The organism is Flavobacterium micromati (genome assembly GCF_900129585.1).
Classification (GTDB): domain Bacteria; phylum Bacteroidota; class Bacteroidia; order Flavobacteriales; family Flavobacteriaceae; genus Flavobacterium; species Flavobacterium micromati.
The window spans coordinates 218,386-240,741 of record NZ_FQWF01000004.1; the positions used below are offsets into that span (position 1 = coordinate 218,386).

At 32.1% G+C, this 22,356-nt stretch carries 16 protein-coding genes; 8 read left to right on the top strand and 8 right to left on the bottom strand.

What is annotated here, in order from left to right; genetic code table 11:
- Window positions 1-156 precede the first annotated feature (156 nt).
- On the top strand, window positions 157-1,911 hold the full coding sequence (locus BUB42_RS06080) for a hypothetical protein (RefSeq protein ID WP_073018179.1): 1,755 nt from the start codon (window positions 157-159) through the stop codon (window positions 1,909-1,911).
- A gap of 223 nt (window positions 1,912-2,134) precedes the next feature.
- Window positions 2,135-2,650, top strand: coding sequence for a hypothetical protein (locus BUB42_RS06085; RefSeq protein WP_073018181.1), 516 nt, complete (start codon window positions 2,135-2,137; stop codon window positions 2,648-2,650).
- A 205-nt stretch (window positions 2,651-2,855) separates the two neighbouring features.
- Here the strand turns inward: BUB42_RS06085 and BUB42_RS06090 are convergent, their stop codons facing one another.
- The 3 genes from BUB42_RS06090 to dinB form a co-directional block, all read right to left on the bottom strand.
- Complete coding sequence (locus BUB42_RS06090; protein ID WP_211517674.1) at window positions 2,856-3,377, bottom strand: hypothetical protein; 522 nt, start codon at window positions 3,375-3,377, stop codon at window positions 2,856-2,858.
- 350 nt (window positions 3,378-3,727) lie between these two features.
- Window positions 3,728-6,796, bottom strand: a complete 3,069-nt coding sequence (locus BUB42_RS06095) for a DNA polymerase III subunit alpha (RefSeq protein WP_073018249.1) — start codon at window positions 6,794-6,796, stop codon at window positions 3,728-3,730.
- The gene (dinB, locus tag BUB42_RS06100) at window positions 6,786-7,952 is read right to left on the bottom strand and encodes a DNA polymerase IV (protein WP_073018183.1); all 1,167 of its coding nucleotides are present in this window, start codon (window positions 7,950-7,952) and stop codon (window positions 6,786-6,788) included. The genes BUB42_RS06095 and dinB overlap by 11 nt, the downstream gene beginning before the upstream one ends.
- An 89-nt stretch (window positions 7,953-8,041) precedes the next feature.
- Here dinB and BUB42_RS06105 point away from each other — a divergent pair, with 89 nt between their 5' ends.
- Both BUB42_RS06105 and BUB42_RS06110 read left to right on the top strand, forming a co-directional pair.
- The gene (locus BUB42_RS06105; protein ID WP_073018185.1) at window positions 8,042-8,809 is read left to right on the top strand and encodes an XRE family transcriptional regulator; all 768 of its coding nucleotides are present in this window, start codon (window positions 8,042-8,044) and stop codon (window positions 8,807-8,809) included.
- A 295-nt stretch (window positions 8,810-9,104) separates the two neighbouring features.
- Window positions 9,105-9,581: a hypothetical protein gene (locus BUB42_RS06110; protein WP_073018187.1), complete on the top strand. Its 477-nt coding sequence runs from the start codon at window positions 9,105-9,107 to the stop codon at window positions 9,579-9,581.
- A gap of 110 nt (window positions 9,582-9,691) precedes the next feature.
- Here the strand turns inward: BUB42_RS06110 and BUB42_RS06115 are convergent, their stop codons facing one another.
- Entirely contained in the window at window positions 9,692-11,158 is a 1,467-nt protein-coding gene (locus BUB42_RS06115) for a glycoside hydrolase family 130 protein (RefSeq protein WP_073018189.1), read from the bottom strand.
- Window positions 11,159-11,842: 684 nt separating this feature from the next.
- Between BUB42_RS06115 and BUB42_RS06120 the strand changes: the two genes are divergently transcribed.
- A complete protein-coding gene (locus BUB42_RS06120; protein ID WP_073018191.1) occupies window positions 11,843-12,289 on the top strand; it encodes a hypothetical protein in 447 nt (148 codons plus the stop codon).
- A gap of 673 nt (window positions 12,290-12,962) precedes the next feature.
- On the opposite strand, the gene BUB42_RS06125 is transcribed toward BUB42_RS06120, so the two are convergent.
- Together BUB42_RS06125 and BUB42_RS06130 are read right to left on the bottom strand one after the other, a co-directional pair.
- Window positions 12,963-13,952, bottom strand: a complete 990-nt coding sequence (locus tag BUB42_RS06125; RefSeq protein ID WP_073018193.1) for a 2-hydroxyacid dehydrogenase — start codon at window positions 13,950-13,952, stop codon at window positions 12,963-12,965.
- A gap of 333 nt (window positions 13,953-14,285) precedes the next feature.
- Window positions 14,286-14,825: a hypothetical protein gene (locus tag BUB42_RS06130; RefSeq protein ID WP_073018194.1), complete on the bottom strand. Its 540-nt coding sequence runs from the start codon at window positions 14,823-14,825 to the stop codon at window positions 14,286-14,288.
- Window positions 14,826-15,243: 418 nt separating this feature from the next.
- Between BUB42_RS06130 and BUB42_RS06135 the strand changes: the two genes are divergently transcribed.
- Both BUB42_RS06135 and ligD read left to right on the top strand, forming a co-directional pair.
- The gene (locus BUB42_RS06135; RefSeq protein WP_073018196.1) at window positions 15,244-16,623 is read left to right on the top strand and encodes an exonuclease domain-containing protein; all 1,380 of its coding nucleotides are present in this window, start codon (window positions 15,244-15,246) and stop codon (window positions 16,621-16,623) included.
- A gap of 79 nt (window positions 16,624-16,702) precedes the next feature.
- Entirely contained in the window at window positions 16,703-19,237 is a 2,535-nt protein-coding gene (ligD, locus tag BUB42_RS06140) for a DNA ligase D (protein WP_073018198.1), read from the top strand.
- Here the strand turns inward: ligD and ku are convergent.
- Window positions 19,234-20,007, bottom strand: a complete 774-nt coding sequence (gene ku / locus BUB42_RS06145) for a non-homologous end joining protein Ku (protein WP_073018200.1) — start codon at window positions 20,005-20,007, stop codon at window positions 19,234-19,236. The genes ligD and ku overlap by 4 nt on opposite strands.
- 291 nt (window positions 20,008-20,298) lie before the next feature.
- A complete protein-coding gene (locus BUB42_RS06150) occupies window positions 20,299-21,444 on the bottom strand; it encodes a glycoside hydrolase family 1 protein (RefSeq protein ID WP_073018202.1) in 1,146 nt (381 codons plus the stop codon).
- A gap of 474 nt (window positions 21,445-21,918) precedes the next feature.
- Here BUB42_RS06150 and BUB42_RS06155 point away from each other — a divergent pair, with 474 nt between their 5' ends.
- A complete protein-coding gene (locus tag BUB42_RS06155; protein WP_244533886.1) occupies window positions 21,919-22,350 on the top strand; it encodes a response regulator in 432 nt (143 codons plus the stop codon).
- Window positions 22,351-22,356: the final 6 nt, after the last annotated feature.

A 22,356-nucleotide genomic window follows, 5' to 3' on the forward strand; every position in this document is an offset into this window, starting at 1 on the left:
ACTTTGAGTAAGAATTATATATTAATTTTTGTTCGGACGAATTTATTTGACTATAAAATTTAGCTATCTTTGTGAATGTCAGCGATTAACAAAACTATTTTGCTAGCTGTATAGCGTTGTGTGTACTGTATACTTAACCGATAAACAACAAAAACAATGTCTTTTTTCAAGCATCTATTTCCTATTATTTGTTTAGCGACACCTTTTTTTTGTGAGGGGCAGAAAGTTTTAAGTAGTGATGAGGCTTTAAAAGAGTATAATATTATATCTGCCTCAATGGAAAAGTCTTTTCCTAAGGGACATTTTAGAACTTTTTTGCGAGAATCGTTTACAGAACTTCAACTTCAAACTTATTTAGCTCAACATTATAAGCGTTTAGATTTATTATTTTTAATTGATAATCATTATGCTTTTAAAATGCATTGCTATTTGCAAGCTGGTAATTGGTTTAAAGAAATCGGGTTTCCTATAGAATCTATAAAATGGTATAATGTCTTTTTTGAATATTATAATGGATATTCTAATAAACTGACTTCTGATGAAAAAAACACCTTTGTTCAAAACATTACTTTCTCTTACAGCTCTTTAGCAGATAATTATGCAAAAGTAAACAAATTAGATAGTGCTGCACTAGCACATAAAAAGAATATTAAGTTTATAAAAAATCACGATAATATCTATAACCCTTCGGCATATAATAATTATGGACTATTTTTTTACTTGAACAAAAAAGAGCTAGATTCTGCTTTATTGTATTATAATAAAGCATACCAAATTACTTTGAAAAAATTCCCAAATCATTCTTTGCTAGGAAGTATTCGTGATAATATGGCTGATGTTTATATTGATAAGAATCAACCTGAAAAAGCATTGCCATTGTACAAATCTAATTTTGATTTATATAGTTTCTTCAAAAATGAAATTACTGAACGCTATGATTTGCCGCGAATAATAAGTGCTGGAACACAAGTGATTGAAACTGAAGTAAAGCTGAAGCAATTAGTGCAAGCGGAACAAACGTTCAAAAGACTACAAAACATTATCGTTAATCTGAAATTTGAAAATGATCTAAATCCGAGTTCTAAGTTAGAAATTTTAAAAGCTCGAGGGATTTTATATCGTGCTCAAGGTAATTTTAAGCAGTCTGATGAAGTTGCTTTAAAACAAATTTTTTTAATAGATAGTATTAATATTGTTTCTGAAACTGCAGATAAGAAATGGCAAGAAGAACTTAATACGATTTCTTTAAACCGTGTGGCCTTAAATTTTAAGATCGACAGAATAATGAAAGAGAATAAAATAAATAGCCAGCGTTCTAAATTATGGATTGTTTCTATTCTATCAATATTTTTAATTTGTTTTTTAATTGCTCTTTACTTTCGCAGAAAAGGGCTTATTATTTTAGCGAAAAACAAGCTGTTAATTGCGGAACAAAATTCAAAGCTTACAGAATTAAAAAACAAACAGTTAGAATCTGAAATAGATTCTAAAAAAAGAGATTTATCGGATTTTGCCATTAGCTTAACACAAAATCAAGAGTGGGCAAAAGAATTGGCTGAAAAAATAAAACATATTAAAACTACTACTTCAAATGAGCAATTAGCGCTATTAACTGTTTTAGAAAAAGAAATCCTTAATAAAATAACTGTCGATAATGATACTCAAGAATTTTTTGAGCGTTTGGATAAATTGAGTGACTTATTCTACAGTAAACTAACTAAACAGTTTACGAAATTGAGTAAAAATGAAATCAGACTTTGTTCTTTACTTCGCTTAAAAATGGATAGTCGAAGTATTGCTACTTTACAAAACATCTCCTTAGCTTCATTTAACACCTGTCGCTATCGCCTTCGTAAAAAATTAAACCTTCATGAGGGTGTTGATTTAGATGACTTCATTCAAAATCTATAAATATATGTAAATCAAATTTATAGACCCTTTTCTTGGAGTTTTTTTAAAATTGTCTATCAATCATCTATTGCTTGTACATTAGCTGTCTATCTACATTTCATGGTTTTGGTTAAATATTTAATTTAATTTGCTTTATCAAAATAACGGTATGGCTGTTAGATTTTTGATAATTCATTTCATTAATGTCTACATCAAATTAATAATAATTTAAAATCTAAAACTCATGAAAAATTACTTAAAGGTTTTTTTACTCATAGGCTTAACCAACCTAACGATTGCTCAAAATGATATAGCTCATTTAGCACTACCCAATCCATTGGTATACAATAATAGTGAAACTATTCTTAATTCAGAATACCTCACTACAGTTACCAATAAAGAATTTCCAGTAAATGTTCAAAATCTTCAGAATGCGGTGGCTAATTATAATATTAAAACTTCTGATGTTTATCTGTCCAAAATCGACAGTGACTATATTGTTAAATTTAAGCAAGCTAATAATTTTATTACTGCATCATATGATAAAGATGGACAGTTATTGACGTGTCAAGAAAATTACAAATCAATTAAATTACCCTATGTTTTATCTTCAAAATTAATAAAAGAGTATCCTAATTGGGGTATTAAAAAAGTAGATTGTGAAATACAATATACGAAGGATAAACAACATTCTGAGATTATATATAGAGTTCTGATAAACAACAAAAACAAATCCAAAAGGATTGCTTTAACATTATAACTAAAATGAGTGGATAACTTTTGACTTCCTGTAAAATCCTGTTTCTTGCGAAGTAGGATTTTTTTAATTGTTTAATGACTTTTTATCTACAGATGTAAAGGAGAGATTGGGGACTTACTGATTAGAAAAAACAGAAGTAGTTTACACGTTATTCTAGCTTTGACCTGAATTACATATGCATTCTAAATTAATTTATCGTAGTGAACTAAACATCATCATCATCATCATCATCATCACCATCTGAGAAATCGTTTAAAAAATCATCTATATCAAAATCATCGTCTTTAAAATTCTCCTCTTCATCAGGCTCAATAGCACCTGGCGGATTAAATAAACCCCATTCATCCCAAATATGATTTGTACGATCAAAATTATTGACCCAAGCTAAAAACAGCAATCGGAATTCTTCTATTTCTTTGCGAATTAGTTTCACGTATTCTAAATCCTTGTAACTTTCGTGAAAACGCAAGCTTCCTACTTGCACATATAAATGCATGGCATGCTCTCTAATAAGTGCAGCATTTTGCATCCTGATACTATATAAATCGCCGCTTTCAGCACCTACAATTTTTGCTTGCATAATCATTGCATCTGTTCGCATAAAATTTTTAGTATCCTGAAGATAATCATCATCAGGTAAAGAAGCCATTAAGCTGTCTACTAATTGGAAAATTAATGCTGCTTTTTTATAAATGGGTAAATTTTTGATTTTGTCGTAGCGAGACATAATTGCGTTTTTATCAGAATTAGAATATAATGATTGTCATCAAATGATATTCAAAAATACAACTGTAAAATAGGTTATTCAATAAAAACACTAAAAAAAGTGTGTATCATTTTGTGATCTAATTAAAGCAATTAATTCTATGAAATTAAATTTTTATAGAAATAAATTATCATCATATTCTCCATAAAAATTTACTCTGACTGAATCATATACAAATAGTACATCTTCCTACGCGATTCCTAACTTTCGTATTTAATAATTGAACTCAAGTAGTAAACAACAACATTATTTTATTCACATTACTCAAACAAAGCTAGTTGATCAAAAGTTGCTTTTAGTTTTAGTCATGCTTAATTTTTAACTGAAGAAATAGTATTCATTTTATGCCGCGGCAAATTAATATCTTGTGGATAAGGTGCTCGTTGCGTCATACTCACATCTTCTTTAATTTGTTGATGTGCTTTGTACTGTCTATCATTTGAATTAGAATACCTTGGGTCAGGAATAAAAGGCATTTTAGCCATTTTAACGATAGTAATGGTAGGGAAGTGGTAATCGACCTCTACAGTTCCTAACAATAAATAACAACCGCCACCTTGAAACGGATATTGTTTTAAGCTATTAGGGAAATGCGCGGTGTCAAAAAAATGTCCTTCAGCATCGATCCAAGTTCCAAAATACATTGTACCCATTTTAGTAGGAACCTGTTTTCGAGAAATAAGATAAGCGAGCATTTTGACTGTTTTTTTATGGTATTCCAATAAGTTTTTAGATAATACACCTCCTCGATATTTAGTTTGTAATAAATCAAAGGGCGAACAAGAAACAGGAAAACTCAATAATTCTATTTCATCAAAAGCATCTTCAAATGGAGAGCGTTCTAGCACTGGAAGATTGTATTCCTTAACCGGTTCTTGAAGCAGCATCATATTGCGATTTTCAGGTTTGAAATTGACTAATATCAATCTTGCTATTACCAGTAATTGATTTTTTGTTTGACCTGTAAAACGAAATGCACCTATAAAAATCAATAACTGAATTCCTTCAATACCTATTGGAATTCGATTTATAAAATCCTCAAGTGATTGGTATAATCCATTAGTGTTACGCTCAGATACTATATGATTTGCTATTTTAGTTTCAAGCCCTTCTAAATGCATAAAACCCAGAAATACTTCAATTCCGTACACGGTTGTTTCATATTCACTTTTATTTACACAAGGAGTTTTAATGATTCCGCCTGACATTTTAGCTTCATGAACATAGACTTCTGTTCTATAAAAACCACCTTGATTGTTGATAACAGCCACCATAAATTCTATGGGATAATGCACTTTCAAATACAAACTTTGATAACTTTCAACAGCATAGGAAGCGGAATGTGCTTTGCAAAAAGAGTATCCTGCAAAGGATTCTATTTGTCTATAAATTTCTTGACTAAGTGCTAGCGGATGCCCTTTTTGTTCACAACATCTAAAAAAATTGTCTTTTACTTTTTGTAATGCCGCTGATGAACGTCCTTTTCCACTCATTGCTCTACGCAAAATATCACCGTCTGAGGCTGGAACTCCTGCAAAATGGAGTGCAATCTTGATTACATCTTCTTGATACACCATTATGCCGTAAGTTTCACCCAACTGCTCTTTGAAAACGGGATGAAAATATTCAAAGCGATCCGGATGGTTGTGCCTAAAAATGTATTCTTTCATCATTCCACTTTGGGCAACGCCTGGACGAATGATAGATGATGCTGCTACAAGCGTTTTATAATTTTCACATTTTAATCTTCGCAATAAACCGCGCATCGCTGGACTTTCGATATAAAAACACCCAATAGTGTTACCACTACTTAAAAACGCGTTGCATTTTGCTTCATTTTTTGATATAGACGTATCTCGAATATTGACGTCAATACCGCGATTTTTTTTAATCAGTTTTACAGAATCATCGATGTGACCAATACCGCGCTGACTCAAAATATCAAATTTTTCAAAACCGATATCCTCAGCAACATGCATGTCAAATAATACAATAGGAAATCCTTTAGGCGGCATTTCTAAAACAGTGTAATTAGTAATAGGTTGCTCAGAAATCAATACGCCACAGGAATGCATACTGCGTTGATTGGGATATTTTTCGAGCAACATTCCATATTTTTGCACTAATGCAACTATTGAATTAGTATCGTGTAACTGCATAGGATTTTTAGCCAGCGCATCTAGTTCTTCTTTGGGTAAACCAAAAACTTTTCCGACTTCTCTAAAAATCGATCGGTATTTGAATTCAACATTAGTACCACAAAACGCAACATGATCTCGACCATATCTGTTAAAAATGTATTCTAGAATAACATCCCGTTCTTTCCAACTCCAGTCAATATCAAAATCAGGTGGGCTTTTACGATTTACATTTAGAAAACGTTCAAAATATAAATCCAATTCAAGCGGACAAATGTCAGTAATACCAAGGCAATAACTCACAATGCTATTAGCGCCGCTGCCTCTACCTATATGCATAAATCCCATGCTGTTGCTATACCGGATAATATCCCAAGTGATTAAAAAATAACCGCTAAATTTTAATTCATGGATAACTTTTAACTCTTTTTCTACTCTATTGCGTGCATCGGAATTAGTTTTACCATATTTTTTTATCAATCCGTGGTAGGCAAGACTGGTTAAAAGCTGTATGTCACTTTCTCTATTAGAAGTATAATTAATTTTGTTTTTTGGGGTTTTGAATTCAAATTCAAAATTGCATTCGGTAATTATTTTTTCAGTGTTTTCAATTATTGCAGGATAGTCTGTAAATTTTTCTAATAGTTGTTCTAACGGAATCATAATTTCAGATGTGCTGCAATAATCAGTCTCGGTAAGTTTTGATAAAATGATATTAGTATCAATGGCACGTAGAATTTTATGTAAATTAAATTCCTTTTTTGTACGGAAAGTTACTGGTTGCAAAACCACCATTTTATCTAATTTACTTTTCCATATAGGATGATACAACAGTGGTAATTGTTCTGGGCGAATGCCTAGAAATTCAAAATCTCTAAAGCAATTAGGAACATTTTCGACAGGATAAATTATAGTTACATTTTGAAATTGGGGTGCAGAATTAGGCAGGGGACTACCATCAAAATTATGTTGCGTCAAAAACCGATTCATTTCCGCAAGACCTTCGGCATTTTTAGCTAAACCTATATAAAGTAGTTTGTTGTTGTATCTAAATTCAATTCCTACAATGGGTTTTATAGCAACAGCATTACACTCTTTGATAAAATCATAAATTCCAGTAACAGTATTAATATCAGTTAAAGCCATAGCTGTCACATTAGCAGTTACAGCTAGTTGTACGAGTTCAGTTAATGGAATTGTACCATAACGCAGGCTATGAAACGAGTGACAATTAAGATACATTGTTGTTTTTTGTTTTAAGAGTTGCACCAGCACAACGCGCTACTGCGTCAAAGCCGTACCGTTTTTTCATTTTATCCATGGCTTGGTAAAGCGATAGCATTTCCTCAGTATCGTCAAACATATTGATTTGGTAAGTACCGCGAACTAATCCGCTGAAGCGAATACCAATGAGTCGCAATCGCATTCGGCGTTGGTATAATTTATCAAATAAATCAGTTACTGTTTTTGTTAGTGCATGATCTGATGAAGTATAGGCTATTTTGCATTGTTTTGTTTCTGTGTCAAAATTAGCATAACGTATTTTTATAACTACTGTTGAGGTCAGCCACTCTTCTGAACGCAATTGAAAAGCTAGTTTTTCGACCATGCCTACTAATAGCGATTTTAGTTTATGAATATCAATGGTGTCTTGCACAAAAGTGTGTTCGGTTGAAATTGATTTTCGTTCCGTATAAGGTTCAACGGGATTATTATCAATACCATTTGCTTTTTTCCATAATTCAAGACCGTTTTTACCTATCATTCGTTGTAAAACTTCGGCAGGCATTTCTGAAAGGGTTTGTATATTTCTAATGCCTATACGCGATAGTAATTGAAAAGTAACTTCGCCCACCATAGGAATTTTTTGTATCGAAAGCGGATTTAGAAATGGTTTTACCATAATTTCTGGAATTTCTAATCTCCCCACAGGTTTTGATTCACCTGTGCCTATTTTAGAAACCGTTTTATTAACGGATAATGCAAAACTGATGGGCAATCCAGTTTCTTTTGTAATAGAGTGTGCAAGTTCATTTGTCCATTGGTAACAACCGTAAAATTTATCCATTCCAGTAATGTCTAAATAAAATTCATCAATGCTGGCTTTCTCCACAATAGGTGCTTTGTCTTCTATGACTTGAGTAACATCATGTGATAATTTAGAGTATAATTCCATATCACCTTTCATCACTTTAGCTTGTGGACAAAGCCGAAGTGCCATTTTTATGGGCATTGCAGAACGCACACCAAAAGTTCGTGCTTCATACGAACAAGCCGCAACAACGCCGCGGTCTCCACCCCCTATAATTAAAGGCAAACCATTTAATTTTGAGTTAGTTAATCTCTCGCACGATACAAAAAATGTATCTAAATCCATGTGTACTATTGCTCTGTCCATAATTCTTTTCTATAAAATACAGTACAAAATTAGTATAGGTTGTAACAAAATAAACTATATTTGTAGTTATAATTTATAACAAAATAGCTATGTCTTTATTTTCGGACAACATCAGACATTTAAGAGTTAAGAAGAGTATTTCTCAAGAAAAACTAGCTGAAAATCTTTTGATAACAAGGGGCAGATATGTTAAATATGAAGACGGCAGCTCTGAACCTCCTTATGATATTTTAAAAAGAATATCGTATTATTTCTATGTTAGTATTGACATTTTACTCTCGGTAGATGTACAAAAAATACCTATTGACGACTTACTAAAATTAGGGGACAATAGAATATTATTGCCAATAGCGGTAGATCAAGAAGGAGAAAACGTTATCGAAATAATACCGCATAAAGCGAGAGCGGGGTATGCATCAGGATATGCTGATCCTGAGTATATAGAAAATCTACAACATATTTCACTTCCGTTTTTGCGAAATGGAAAATTTAGAGCTTTTCCTGTTGAAGGAGATTCTATGCCACCTCATAAAGAAGGTTCGTTTATTGTAGGGCAATATGTAGAACGATTAGGCGATGTTATGGACGGCAAAACCTATATCATAGTTACTAAAACGGAAGGAATTGTATACAAGCGATTGAATAAAAACGGAAAGAACGCGTTAATGCTACATTCTGATAATACGGTGTACCTGCCTTATGTGGTAAAGGCTTCGGAGATTTTAGAAATTTGGGAATACGCTTGTAGTATTGCTACTAAAGAATTTATTCCAGATGATTTAAGTGCTGAAAGTTTAAAAGATATGGTTAGAGAATTAAGAAGAGAAATAAGAGCAGTGAGTGCTAAAATTAGCTAACAGTTGTAAAATATAAAATGAGATTTGATTGTTCTCGAGAATTCAATTTATACACCATTAGAAACAAGTAATTTTTTTAAATTAAGCTTGTCTAAATACTTTATTTTGGTTTAATTTTTAATCAAAATTAATGGTAATAGTGAATTTGGCGAATTAAACTCAATCGCTTAATTTTTAGTATTTTAAATTTTCCATAACTATTTACCAAGTTAATTACTGCTGTAATTTTATCTAACGCACGTTATTTCTTTGTAAATTAGCGATTGACAAAAACATTAATTAAAAAAAAAGTATTATGAAAAACCTAGGATTATATAGTTTGTTGCTTGCATCTATAGTATTTACAAGCTGTAAAAATAAAGAAGCTGAAAAAACGCCCACAGTTACGCAGGTTGGAGAGCCAATAAGTGTGGCTTGTTATAAAGCAATTTATGAAAAAGACACATTAAACCTAAAAATTAATACTTTTAAAAATGGAGAAGTAACGGGAGATATGGTAATGGCAATTGATAATATGCCTGTAAAAACGGGTGAAATTGTAGGTGAATTTAAAGGTGATACTTTATTTGCTAGCTATACTTTTATTCAAGGTGATTATAAAGAAAAAACTTTAAAAAATCCAATGGCGTTTTTAAAACGGAACAATCAACTTATTTTAGGTAACGGACAAATACAAATAACAATGGGAGCTTCGCATTTCGTAAAAGGAGAACCTATTGATTTTGACCGAGTAAAATATAAATTCGACGCTGTAGATTGCGGAACTAAATAATACAAAAAAGGGGAAATTAATTTCCCCTTTTTTGTGATTTTTTGTCAATTATAAAGCTTAACATAAAGCTCTATTTATAAAATTAATTTATTCAATTTTACACACTGCTATCAATTACTCTTTTTTAACGCATTCAGCAAGTCAATCAAGTCTACAACACCATAAGTAGATGAATAGTCTGAAACTGCATACGGCAAAATAAGACTGTTGTTATGAATAAGAGAACCGCAGGAATAAACAACATTAGGAACATATCCTTCACGTTCATCTTCTAATGGTGAGAGTAAAGGTTCTTTTAACCTGCCAATTTCTTTTGAAGGATCCTCTAAATCAAAAAGCGATGCTCCTATACAATAGCGTCTCATAGCTCCCACACCATGGGTTATTACTAACCAACCTTCAGAGGTCCATAATGGCGAACCACAATTTCCAATTTGTGTAAACTCCCATGTGTATCTTGGCTCTTGCAACAAAATAGGATTATTCCATTGTGTTAGTTTTTCCGAAAACATAATATAATTATTCACACCATCAATTCGTGATAACATTGCATATTTACCTTTAATTTTACGAGGGAACACTGCTAAATTTTTATTTTGTGCACCAGCTCCGTGTAATGGCATCACTCGAAAGGTGTAAAAATCTTCGGTAGAAATTAATTTAGGAAGAATAGTATGTCCATTATAAGCTGTGTAAGTTGCAAACACGCTGTTAAATCCATCATCATCAACAAAGCGCACAAAACGAGCATCTTCAATTCCACGACTTTCCGACTCAGAAATAGGAAATATAACGCGCTCTGTAATATCAGAATCGTGTTTAAATTGTAAATCATAAAAGGAGTCTGCTAGCCAAATTATCTCTTCTAATGCGGTTCTTTTTTCTTGACGTATCGTAGTACTGGCCAATGCTTTGTTTACTAAATCTTTTAAAACCAGAAACTCAAATTCCTCTGGCAACTCTTGCATGATGCAAGAAAGGTATTTATCAGCAGTATGCATTTCCTCTAACTTTTTTATAAAGCGCTGCTTATTATAAAAAGTTTTGTGACCAACCTCGGCTTTGTCAATATTTTTACCAATTTTCATTACTCGGAGATCATTGTTTTTATCTAAAATTCCTCTTCGAAAAACAATTGACGATATATGACCTTCACCAGTGGCACGAAACGAAATTATCACTCTTTTTTCTCCAGCTTCTAGGTCTGATTGGTCAAAATCTTCGACTATAGAAGGATTAAAAAAAGCTGCCGACTCTATTGAATATTCCATCGTGCAATAAGAGCCAATCAACATTTTGCGTTCATCTGATAAATTTGCGTAATCAATTTGCATGTCTTCAATAATTCCCCTAATTTTTTCACAGTGTTTATAAAACACTTTTGTTATATTCCTGTGTCTTCTAGCAAATTCTCTTAACGTTTGTTCTAAGGTAGATTTAACCTTTTTCTCATCTAGCGTCATGATGTGGCTAACCATTTTCTGAGTGCGTTGCTTACCATTCATAAAATATCGGGTAACTACTCTTTTGGAGTCAGGTGTAAAAACTACATTTTTTCGGATTATTGGAACTTGCATAGTTGTGTTTTTTAATTTAAAAAAAAATTAAACTGTTTAATTACAAATTATAATGAATTGCTGTTAAGATAAAGATCAACTAGTTACTCAAATTTACAAAAAAATAGGATTTTATTGTTACTCAAAATTTGAATTGTCGTCTTTATTTACAATTTCAAAAAATTATTTGGATAATTATCAAACGTAACATGACATTTTAAGTAATTAAATTTCTCGTTTTTTTTACAAATAACTATTGCAGTCAATAATTATTTTTCACCAATGATAGCAACAAACTGACGGATCATTAATAGAAAGAAATATTTTGCATAATTTCAGGTAATTATTTTTGATATGTCTAAGGTAATCAATCACCTTTAAATGAAACCTTATATTACGTTAAAGAATTAAATAGCTTTTAGAACAATGTAAATAGTATAAAAACAAAAATAAATTCTGTAAGTAATTAACATTATCTATTAATAAATTTACCAAAATAGGAATTAGAATAATTTCGTTCCTTTAAAACAAGTTGAAACATTTACAATGATAACGCTGTTAGGTGTTTTCGTTACGCATAAAATTTTGTTTAATAAATAGTAAAATAAGAGCACAGTTTTAGTTTTGTTCTTATATTACAGATATTAAATCAATTGACGAAAAATGAAATAAGAATGATAAAATTTAATTTGAAAAATATAAAACATGAATGCAACTAATCTATTAGCAGGTTTAGGTGGAGCAGTAATGCTGACCATTCTAAATGAATCATTAAAACATATTAATGGCGACATGCCTAGAATCGATCTAGTTGGCGAAGAAGCAATGCAAAAAAGCGCAGCTTATTTTGGAGTAGAAATGGATAATAAGGAAACGTTATATGAAGCCAGTTTAATAGGTGATTTAGTGAGCAATACCGCATACTTTAGCTTAATCAGCGGTGAGGGAAAGGAGTTGTGGACAAAAGCCGCTTCTGCTGGTTTTTTTGCTGGAGTAGGCGCAATTAATCTACCTAGCAAAATAGGACTTGATGACGAGCCGGTAGCCAAAACTAATACTACTAAAGCTTGGACAATAGGATATTACATAATTGGTGCACTTACAACTGCGACTTTGGTTCGATTAATAGAACGATTTCAAAATAGACAATAGAAAATTTGCAAACCATTAATTTTAAGGTAAAAAAGAAGCATTAACTATTTAGCAGTACTTTCAGCTTCTTTTTTTTAGTAATTTAAATTTGCTGCTGCCCAGATTTCAAATGATATTTCAAATTCTAAAGATGATCCTTGACCACTTCTCAAAGTATGGATTAAAAGGTTTGCAGTATTTTCTCTAACTATTCCCAGTTTCGCTCGATAAGGAATTATTGCGAAAATCTTTGTCGATTGTCCTTTTAATTCAAAAGTGACTTTTTCAGAGTTTTCAATAATGACCTTCGATCAGAGACTTGCAGCTAAGATATCTGTATTTTTCCCTTCATGATTTTTGCTTTCCAATATAATTTATCTGAATCTACAAAAAAACTTTATCAATGTGCTATGATGTAACAACATTTATTGCATTTACAGTTTCTAAATGATTCCTGATTTTAGGTAAATTTTTAAGTTATGCAAGATGCATTCACTTGCAAAATGGGTCTATTAATTACATTTGCATCTTTTATATCACACTAATATTATTACCACTTTTTATATTGCCGAACGATTGCAAACGGTAAAACAAGTTGTTATAAAACCCACATAAGTTTTTGGGCAAGGTTAAATGCTCCTTTTAAATCTGTTACAGAATCAGTAGTGACAACTAGTTTCCTTCATTTTTTATTTTAATTGATATCATTTATTGATTTTCCTTCGCTATGCCATTGGTCAATATTATTCATTGTAGTCCTAGCAATACCTTCTAGCGCTTCATTAGTTAAAAATGCTTGATGTGCCGTTATTAAAACATTGCTAAATGTGGTAAGCAGCGCAAGTGTGTCATCTTTAAAAACAGTTTGACTTTGATCATAAAAAAAGATACCTTTTTCATTTTCGTAAACATCCATACCAAACGAACCAATTTTGCCCGATTTTAAAGCATTTATCACCGACTGAGTATTAACAATCCCACCTCGTGCTGTATTAATTAACATTACGCCATTTTTCATAAGAGAAATTTGCTTTTCGTTTATCATATATTTTGTGGCTTCGTTCAACGGAAGGTTTAAAATAATAATATCCGATTGTTGACAAAGTTCGTTAAGAGAAGTATAGTGTAAACCGTATTTTGATTTGAGGGAGCTATCCTCAATTTTATCATAACCAAGTAAATTACATCCAAAACCATGTACTATTTTGGCTAACACAGAACCTATTTTACCAGTACCGATTAATCCCATTGTTTTACCATTAAGATCAAATCCAGTTAAGCCACTAAGACTAAAATCGTGACGTTTAACACGGTTGTCAGCAATTATTAATTTTCTATTAAGTACTAAAATCATGGCTACTGTATATTCCGCTATGGCAAAAGGAGAATATTCTGGTACGTTTGCAACTTTTATTTTTAATTCTGTAGCTTTTTTTAAGTCAACATGATCAAAACCCACAGTCCGCAAAGCAATGTATTTTACACCGTAAGAATGTAACAATTGTAATACTTCCTCATTAGCATTGTCAGAAGTAAAAATTGCGATTGCGTCACAGTCTTTTGCTAAATTCGCAGTTTCTATCGAAAATTGCTCTTTAAAATAAATAAGTTCGTGATTATTTGTTTTAATTTTTTCAAAAAAAGGTCTGTCATAACTTCGGATGCTAAATATTGCTACTTTCATTTTTTTTTATTTTTTTATTGTAGATCTGGTTGCTATTTTTTACAGCGTTTATAAACTGGAAAAACACTTATTCAATTTTATGTTGAATTTGATTTTTTTTATTTAACACTTAGTTAATAAAACTTCTATAAAATTGGATCGTTTTTATAATCAATGCGTTACATAATTTCTAGAACTTCTTATATAATTCATATTTTATCTTAATTAATTTTTCAGTTTAAAGTGTTCACATAAACTTTCATGTCATGTATCAATAAAATATAATTCAATGACTAAAAAAAAACGGTTCAGGAACACCCAAACCGTTAATCTTATTTTAATTTTAAAACTTTTTCATAATTTTTCAATCGTTCTCATGTTATCGTCAGGGATCCGGTCTATCATTTTATTATACGGATCGATACCTGCCTTTACCGGTAATTTTTTTGTAGTATATTTAAAAGTAGATTTCCCTGGTTTTACCCAAACTTTTTTAAGAACTAGAGGCGACTTTATTGTCATCCCAGCCTTGTTTTCACTATCGTTATCAAATACTGCAATTTCTAGCATATTTGGTTTATCTCCCGTAGACAATTGTTTACCGTTACCATCAAAATAGTTTTTATTGCTTTCTACTTCTATTGTTACTTCATACATACCATTTGTAGTTTTTTTATAGCTAGAGTTGGTTACTTTGTTAGAATACAGTACTATGTTTTTAAAACTATCTTCAAGATAATACTGGAATTCAGGCGGCGTTGCTTCTTTCATATAATCATACCATTCTAAGGTAGTTGTAAAAGGTGCTTTTGGTTTAAAACGTGCTGCTTCCACATATGCTTTAAAAGCGTTATTCAAATTCTTTTCGCCAATCAAATCTTGAAGTCCGTACAAAATTAAACCACCTTTTTGATACCAAACGTACGCTTGATTATCGTATTCGTTTTTTTACAGCAAATCGTTATTTATTTAACCTTCACTTATTTTATAATTGGCAGAATTCTAAAGGGTTTAGTGTTAATAGTATGAGTTCTACAAAACACAAGTTATAGTTCAATGTCAGATACCATTTTGATAAATGGAAAAACAAATTACTTGTATTTTAAATTTATATTATGGTACTATTATTGACGTACCTTATCGGAATCTTTGCGCTGTGTAATTGGAACATATTTCTATTTACAAAGTATCTTCAAAAAATTATCTTTTTATAATCCACATTTTTATTAGATTTTGTATTTTTAAGATTCCAGTTGTTTAAATAATACTCTTAAAATCAATGATTAGGTATTCATTATGCCTCAATAAATAAATGAAAAAACAAGAATACGCAATAGTAGATATTGAAACCACTGGTGGCAACGCTAGTCACAGTCGCATTACAGAAATTGCCATCGTTATACACGATGGAGAAAAAATAATTGATCGTTGGGAATCACTAGTAAATCCTCAAAAAGTGATTCCACCTGCCATTTTTGCATTGACTGGGATCACTAATGAAATGGTGCAAGATGCTCCCATATTTGATTTAATTTCTGATAAGGTTTCTGAAATGTTGACCGATCGTGTATTTGTAGCACACAATGTCAATTTTGATTATTCGTTTGTACGCCATGAATTAGAAAGAGCAGGTTTAAAATGGACTGCTAGAAAATTGTGCACAGTACGAGCCGCCCGAAAAATACGCCCTGGAATTATATCGTACAGTTTGGGACGCCTTTGTAAATCACTGGACATTGATTTAGAAAACAGGCACCGTGCAGGCGGAGATGCTGATGCAACCGCGATTTTATTTTCTCGATTACTGGAATGGGATACCGAGGGGGTTATCAATACAATGTTAAAAAAAACGGCGCAAGATCAACAGTTACCGCCAAATCTTCCGCCTGAAGATTTCAACCAACTTCCAGAAAAACCGGGTATCTATTACTTTTACAATGAAGTACGAAAAGTAATTTATGTAGGTAAAGCGGTCAATTTGAAAAAGAGAGTTGCATCTCACTTTACGGGACATAAAATAACACCACAACGGCAAAATTTTCTAAAAGAAATATACGCGATTTCTTTTGAAATATGTGCTACCGAATTAATGGCTTTACTGTTAGAAGGTTCAGAAATTAAAAAATTATGGCCAGTTCATAATAAAGCATTGAAACGTTTTGAACCTAAATTTGGGTTATTTGAATACGAAGCTCGCAATGGCTATCGATATTTAGCGATTGGTAAAGTGAGTAAAAATCAAAATTGTATTGAAGCGTTCAACTCACTTTACGACGGAATCAATAAATTACGCCAGTTAGCACTAAAATTTGAAATTGATTATCGATTTTGTATTTATGGAACGTTGGACAAAAGCGAAATTTTAAGTGTAGAAACTCCCGCAGCACTGCCAGATTTAGATGAGCACAACATCAAAATCGAAAATGCATTAGAATTTTATTTGGTCAACCGAGCCACTTTTGCAATATTTGATAAAGGTCGTAACGCAAATGAAAACAGTTGTGTTTGGGTTGAAAATGGTCATTTTTACGGCATGGGATATATTCCAACTGATGCCGCAATCATCGAACTTACAGATGCGAAAGAATATTTAGATAGATTTTCCTGTAATCAGTATTTCACTCAAGTTATTAATACATTTGCGCAAAATGAACCATGGAAAGTCAAATATCCACAGGTTTTTATCGAATAAGCAAAACTGCTGAAAGTTAATGATTCTTAAATGCTGCAAATAAATCGTTATTCTAAATTTATTTTAAGATCGGATAAAAATGTCATTAGAAAAATACAATGAAAAACGTGATTTTAAGCAAACTGTAGAGCCAGAAGGTACAGTGGCGCGCTCTAAAGGGTCACTGATTTTTGTGGTTCAAAAACACGCAGCATCTCATTTACATTACGATTTTCGATTAGAAATGAATGGAGTTTTAAAGAGTTGGGCTGTGCCAAAAGGACCTTCATTAAATCCAGTAGATAAGCGTTTGGCCATTTTAGTAGAAGACCATCCGTATGCTTACAAAGATTTTGAAGGTGCCATTCCCAAAGGAAATTATGGAGCTGGAAATGTAATAGTTTGGGACATTGGAACGTATAATTTGGCTGAAAATGAGAATGAAAAAGAAACTGAGCAACAAATCATCAATGATTTTACTGCTGGTCATTTAAGTTTTTCGCTCTATGGCAAAAAACTTCATGGTAATTTTTCACTAATTAAATTAAAAGGCACGCAAGACAACGCATGGTTACTAATGAAAAAGGATGATCAGGACGCTACTGCAAATGATATTTTACTCAATAATAAATCTGTTTTGTCCGGACTCACGCTTGAAGAATTACAGCTTCAATCTAAAATTGCAGCACGTACTAACGAAAAAAACGCAAACACTGCTGCTTCAGAAAATCAAAAAAAGGAAGTCGATTTTGTAAGTCCGATGTTAGCAAGCCTCGGACAAAAAGCTTTTAAAAACGCCGATTGGATTTTTGAAAAAAAATATGACGGTTACCGCACTCTTGCAGTTATAAAAAATGGCGAAGTGGCTTTGTATAGCAGAAACCAGCAAGTTTTTACAGCTGATTTCGAATCTATTGCCACTGATTTGAAAAAGATAAAGCACAATGTTATTTTAGATGGGGAGGTTGTGATTGAAGATAAAACTGGAAAATCTAATTTTCAAATGTTGCAAAATTTCATTAAAACAGGCAAAGGAAATCTTAAATATTACGTTTTTGATTTATTAAATGTAGATGATAATGAGATTGTCAATCTAGAATTATTGGCACGAAAAGAACTTTTAAAAATGCTTATTGAAAAGGCAAATTTATCAAAAACATTTTACTCCAATGCGACTGTTGAAGATGGAGTTTTATTATTTGAAAAAAGCGTAAAAGCAGGCGAGGAGGGAATCATGGCAAAGAAGGCAGATAGTGTTTATCAGATAGGAAAACGCTCATCCGACTGGTTAAAAATAAAAAGTCATTTAGAGGAGGAAGCAATAATCATTGGAATAACAAAACCAGAAAATGGCAGTAGCTATTTTGGAGCATTACTTTTAACACAATATCAAGATGGTAATTTAAAATATATCGGAAAATGTGGCAGCGGATTTACAGATGCCAGCTTAAAGGATTTGCACCAAAAATTTGAACCCTACTTTATAGAAAATAATCCGCTGACAGAAAAAATTGCAATCAAGGAAAAAACACAGTGGATACAACCAAATTTTATTTGTACCGTAAAATTTGCAGAATGGACAACAGAAAACCGATTGCGACATCCAGTATTTAAGGGACTTAGAACAGATAAAGAACTTAAAGACTTGACGACTGAGAATATTTTGGAAACAGATTCAAGTTTACCAACTGAAAATCTAAATCAGTGGGACAACAATAAAATAGCTGAATCTAACTTGCAGGTAAAAATTGGAAAAAGAACGCTTCAATTAACCAATTTAAGCAAAATTTATTTTCCAGAAGATGGAATTTCCAAAGGCGAACTCATTCATTACTACAGTGAAGTAGCTGAATTTATTTTGCCTTATTTAAAAAATCGCCCCGAGTCTTTAAATCGATTTCCAAACGGAATTTCAAGCACAAGTTTTTATCAAAAAGATTTTGATACTAGTAAAGTTCCATCTTGGTTATTAACGGAGAAGATTGTGTCAGATTCAAATAGCAGCGAAATAGATTATTTAATTTGTAACGATAAGGAAACGTTGATTTATATGGTAAACTTGGGTTGTATAGATTTTAACCCTTGGAATTCCACTATAAAAAATTTAGAAAATCCCGATTGGATTGTTATTGATATTGATCCGAGCACGGATAATTTTGAAGAGGTGATTGAGACAGCGCTTGTCGTGCGTGCAGTTTTAGAAAATTTGAATGTTGAGAGTTATTGTAAAACATCTGGCGCGTCAGGAATGCATGTTTACGTTCCGTTGGGAGGAAAATACAGTTATGAATCGGTTAAGCTTTTTGCACAATTAATTGCTCGTGAAGTTCAAATAAAATTGCCAGAAACAACAACATTGGAGCGAAGTATTAAAAAACGCAATCAAAAAATTTACATTGATTATTTACAAAATAGAAAAGGTCAGACTATTGCTGCACCTTACTCAGTGCGACCTAAAAGGGGGGCAACAGTTTCAACTCCTCTGGACTGGAGCGAAGTTCATTCAAAACTTAGACCTTCTGATTTTACGATTAAAAATGCACTAAACCGCTTTGAAAAGAAAGGCGATTTATGGAAACCGGTTTTAGGCTCAGGAATCGATTTGCAAAAAGTCATCGAAAAATATAATTCTTAGGAAGATTTCTTATTTTCTAAACTGGCTTTCAACATGGCCATTAAGTCGTCATTTTGTTTATGAACCACTTTAAGTTTTGTTGCTTTTGTTTTTTTACCTTTCCCTTTAGCTTCAATTATTTTCAGTAATTTACTCGAATATTCATCTTTATAGATCGAAATATCAAATTTTTCAGTTAGCTGATCCACCAGTTTATTTGCCATATCAAGTTCTTTCGCTGTGGCTTTTTTAGAAACTGCAGGAAGCTTTAATTCTTTTGTATCTCGTATTTCTTGTTCGAATCTTATTTTATTTAAAACAATAACGTTTTTGTACGGTTTTAATATTGCTAGCGCTTCTTTACTTCGCATTACAAAGCTGGTCACGCCTACTTTTTTTGATTTTTCCATTGCGTCGCGTAATAATGCATAGGCTTTGGCGGCGCCTTTATCTGGTTCAAGATAATAAGGCTGATCATAGTATAAGCTATCAATATCTTTTTCTAATGCAAAACTCAGTATATCTATGGTTTTACTTTTTATCGCGTCGGCAGCTTCAAAATCTTCATCTTCTAAAACGATATAGCGATCTTCAATTTTATACCCCTTCACAATATCGGCGTAGTCTACTTCTTTACCTGTATTCTCGTTGACGCGTTTAAATTTAATATTTGCAAGATCGTGTTTGTCTAACATGTCTAAATCTAAAGTGCTACTTTCGATAGCCGAATAAATTTTTATAGGTATATTGATCAAACCAAAACTTATTGCTCCTGTCCAAATTGCTCTCATAATATTTATTTTAAAAGTTGTTTTTAATTTTCGCAAAACAGCTAGTAATTGGATCTATTCATTAAATTCATGCACTAATTAAGCTATTTTCGATAAATTTTCCCGTTTTAATGCTGCCATCTTTGTGCTCCCACTGGGTGATTACATTGTCTATAAATTGTGGCTCAAGATCGATTACTTTCATCACTTGGAGGCTTAACTTTCTTTACCTTTTGATCTACTTTGAACATTATTTTACTATTTTAATACTGTAAATTCTTGGAATTACAAATTGAGGAACTACAACTATGTTTACAAAAACAGATTATAAACATAATCAAAAACTGTCTTTTTATTCTTAAACTTATGATGTGCATGAGTTACAGTATTGATATATTCTCCATGCGGAATACGATTTTTATTTTCGTCCAGATCCCACATTCCGCAATTGCTATAGCTTTCAAGGTTATCCCAGTCTGGGCGATCTGTAACAGGATAAATGCAAATACCGTTTAAGTCAACTCCATTTTCTCGTGCGATTAAACATTGTTCTACGATTTCTGTAATCCACTCGACTCGTCCAGAGCCAAAATGACCTGTTTCAGAAAGAAAAATAGGTTTTCCGTATCTATTGTAGGCGTTCTGTAATAAATCAGAAAGCGGTGTTCTTTCGTTAGTATAATCAGGCCAAGCGAGGGTTTCGCCTTGTTCTTCCCACTGGCAGTTCCAGTAATAATTAAAACCTAAAATATCAGCACAATCCTCTGATCCACCTAATTCAGGACACATTCTTCCCGTAATGATATCCATAGCTTGAAACTGATGCTCATTTATTTCGAATAAATGATCTTCATCACTGCTATAATCGGGATGAATTTTGACTAACGGCTCTACAAGTAATACAACACATTCTGGATCCACTTCTCTCAGCATTTTTATTCCCAGTATAGCTGCTTTACACAAATGATATTTGATATCCCAGCCATTATTTACCGCAAATGGAACTGTGCCTCGAACATCGCCAGAATGCCATGATAAAAAACTGATTTCGTTTACAGGAATTACATAGAGTTCCTGCTCTGAATGTTGTTTATAAAAAAGTGCAAATGCCGCACATAAATTAGTAAAGCGATCGCAAAAATGAGGGTGAGTGGGATAAATATCATCGGGATAACCAAAATGAATTAAATCCCAAATTTGCTGTATTCCATATTTCTCTGCCGCTAACATTCGGTTATGAACCTCAGAAAAATCAAACTTTCCCGCCGTACTTTCAACAGTACTCCAGCAAATACCCTCACGAACCGTCCTAATTCCTATTACTACAAGCGCTTCATAATCGGTTTCAACACGAATATCATGTTGCGTTTCTTGTAAAAGATTAATCCTGTTTGCTGAGCGGTTGATATGATCAGCGCATTCAAAACCGCCCATAAAAAAAGTGTTAAATAATTTCATTACACAGCTGTTTTATAAATTGTTTTTTTGTTCTAGTCTAAAGTCAAAAATAACATAGACTTTTATTAAAAAACTTATATAATTATGTATAGAAATTGTAAAATTTTTAATCTACATAGTTAATAGTCAGGATTATGGTAAGGATTTACGGACTCAACAATTTATAAAGTAAAAAACTAAGATACAATTGATATAAAGACAGTGGTAATGGAGAAATATTTAAAAATTTGAAGCTTTTTTTAAGAGGTATAAATAAGTAAGTGTATATCCTGATAAATTGATTTAAAGTAATTTACAACGGCGATTTTAAGTTTTGTATAATTTTATTTAATTACACAGTGATAATTATCTTTGTCTTTTGAGTATTTTTATTCACATAAACATTTATACATAATTTTTATTATTTTTGAAATCTAATTAGTTTATAAAAATAAAATAGAACGAATGTCCTTAACAACGCTTAACAATAAAAAAATGGTAAACCTTTTACTTGCAGACGATGACATGGACGATTGCCTTTTTTTTCAAGAAGCACTTGAGGAGCTTTCGATGGCAGCAAATTTAAGCACTGTAAATGATGGAGTTCAGTTAATGGATTTCTTAAAAGCCGCTATAGCATTGCCTGATGCGTTATTTTTAGATTTAAACATGCCGCGCAAATCAGGTTTCGAATGCTTAACCGAATTAAAGGATAACAATTCATTCAAAGAAATTCCGATAATAATATTTTCTACATCTTTGGATCCAGAGGTTGTCAATAAGCTTTACAACAATGGTGCGCATTATTACATTCGAAAACCAGGCGATTTTAATATTCTAAAGCGAGTTATTGAAGAAGCTACATCTAGAATTAGTAAAAATAAATCGCAACGCCCTGAACGAATTGATTTTATTATTAAATCTTAAAACAAG

Bases quoted from the DNA above. Each gene is read 5' to 3' on its own strand.
- BUB42_RS06080 (WP_073018179.1), top strand. From the start codon at position 157: ATGTCTTTTTTCAAGCATCTATTTCCTATTATTTGTTTAGCGACACCT.
- BUB42_RS06085 (WP_073018181.1), top strand. From the start codon at position 2,135: ATGAAAAATTACTTAAAGGTTTTTTTACTCATAGGCTTAACCAACCTA.
- BUB42_RS06090 (WP_211517674.1), bottom strand. From the start codon at position 3,377: ATGTCTCGCTACGACAAAATCAAAAATTTACCCATTTATAAAAAAGCA.
- BUB42_RS06095 (WP_073018249.1), bottom strand. From the start codon at position 6,796: ATGTATCTTAATTGTCACTCGTTTCATAGCCTGCGTTATGGTACAATT.
- dinB (WP_073018183.1), bottom strand. From the start codon at position 7,952: ATGGACAGAGCAATAGTACACATGGATTTAGATACATTTTTTGTATCG.
- BUB42_RS06105 (WP_073018185.1), top strand. From the start codon at position 8,042: ATGTCTTTATTTTCGGACAACATCAGACATTTAAGAGTTAAGAAGAGT.
- BUB42_RS06110 (WP_073018187.1), top strand. From the start codon at position 9,105: ATGAAAAACCTAGGATTATATAGTTTGTTGCTTGCATCTATAGTATTT.
- BUB42_RS06115 (WP_073018189.1), bottom strand. From the start codon at position 11,158: ATGCAAGTTCCAATAATCCGAAAAAATGTAGTTTTTACACCTGACTCC.
- BUB42_RS06120 (WP_073018191.1), top strand. From the start codon at position 11,843: ATGAATGCAACTAATCTATTAGCAGGTTTAGGTGGAGCAGTAATGCTG.
- BUB42_RS06125 (WP_073018193.1), bottom strand. From the start codon at position 13,952: ATGAAAGTAGCAATATTTAGCATCCGAAGTTATGACAGACCTTTTTTT.
- BUB42_RS06135 (WP_073018196.1), top strand. From the start codon at position 15,244: ATGAAAAAACAAGAATACGCAATAGTAGATATTGAAACCACTGGTGGC.
- ligD (WP_073018198.1), top strand. From the start codon at position 16,703: ATGTCATTAGAAAAATACAATGAAAAACGTGATTTTAAGCAAACTGTA.
- ku (WP_073018200.1), bottom strand. From the start codon at position 20,007: ATGAGAGCAATTTGGACAGGAGCAATAAGTTTTGGTTTGATCAATATA.
- BUB42_RS06150 (WP_073018202.1), bottom strand. From the start codon at position 21,444: ATGAAATTATTTAACACTTTTTTTATGGGCGGTTTTGAATGCGCTGAT.
- BUB42_RS06155 (WP_244533886.1), top strand. From the start codon at position 21,919: ATGGTAAACCTTTTACTTGCAGACGATGACATGGACGATTGCCTTTTT.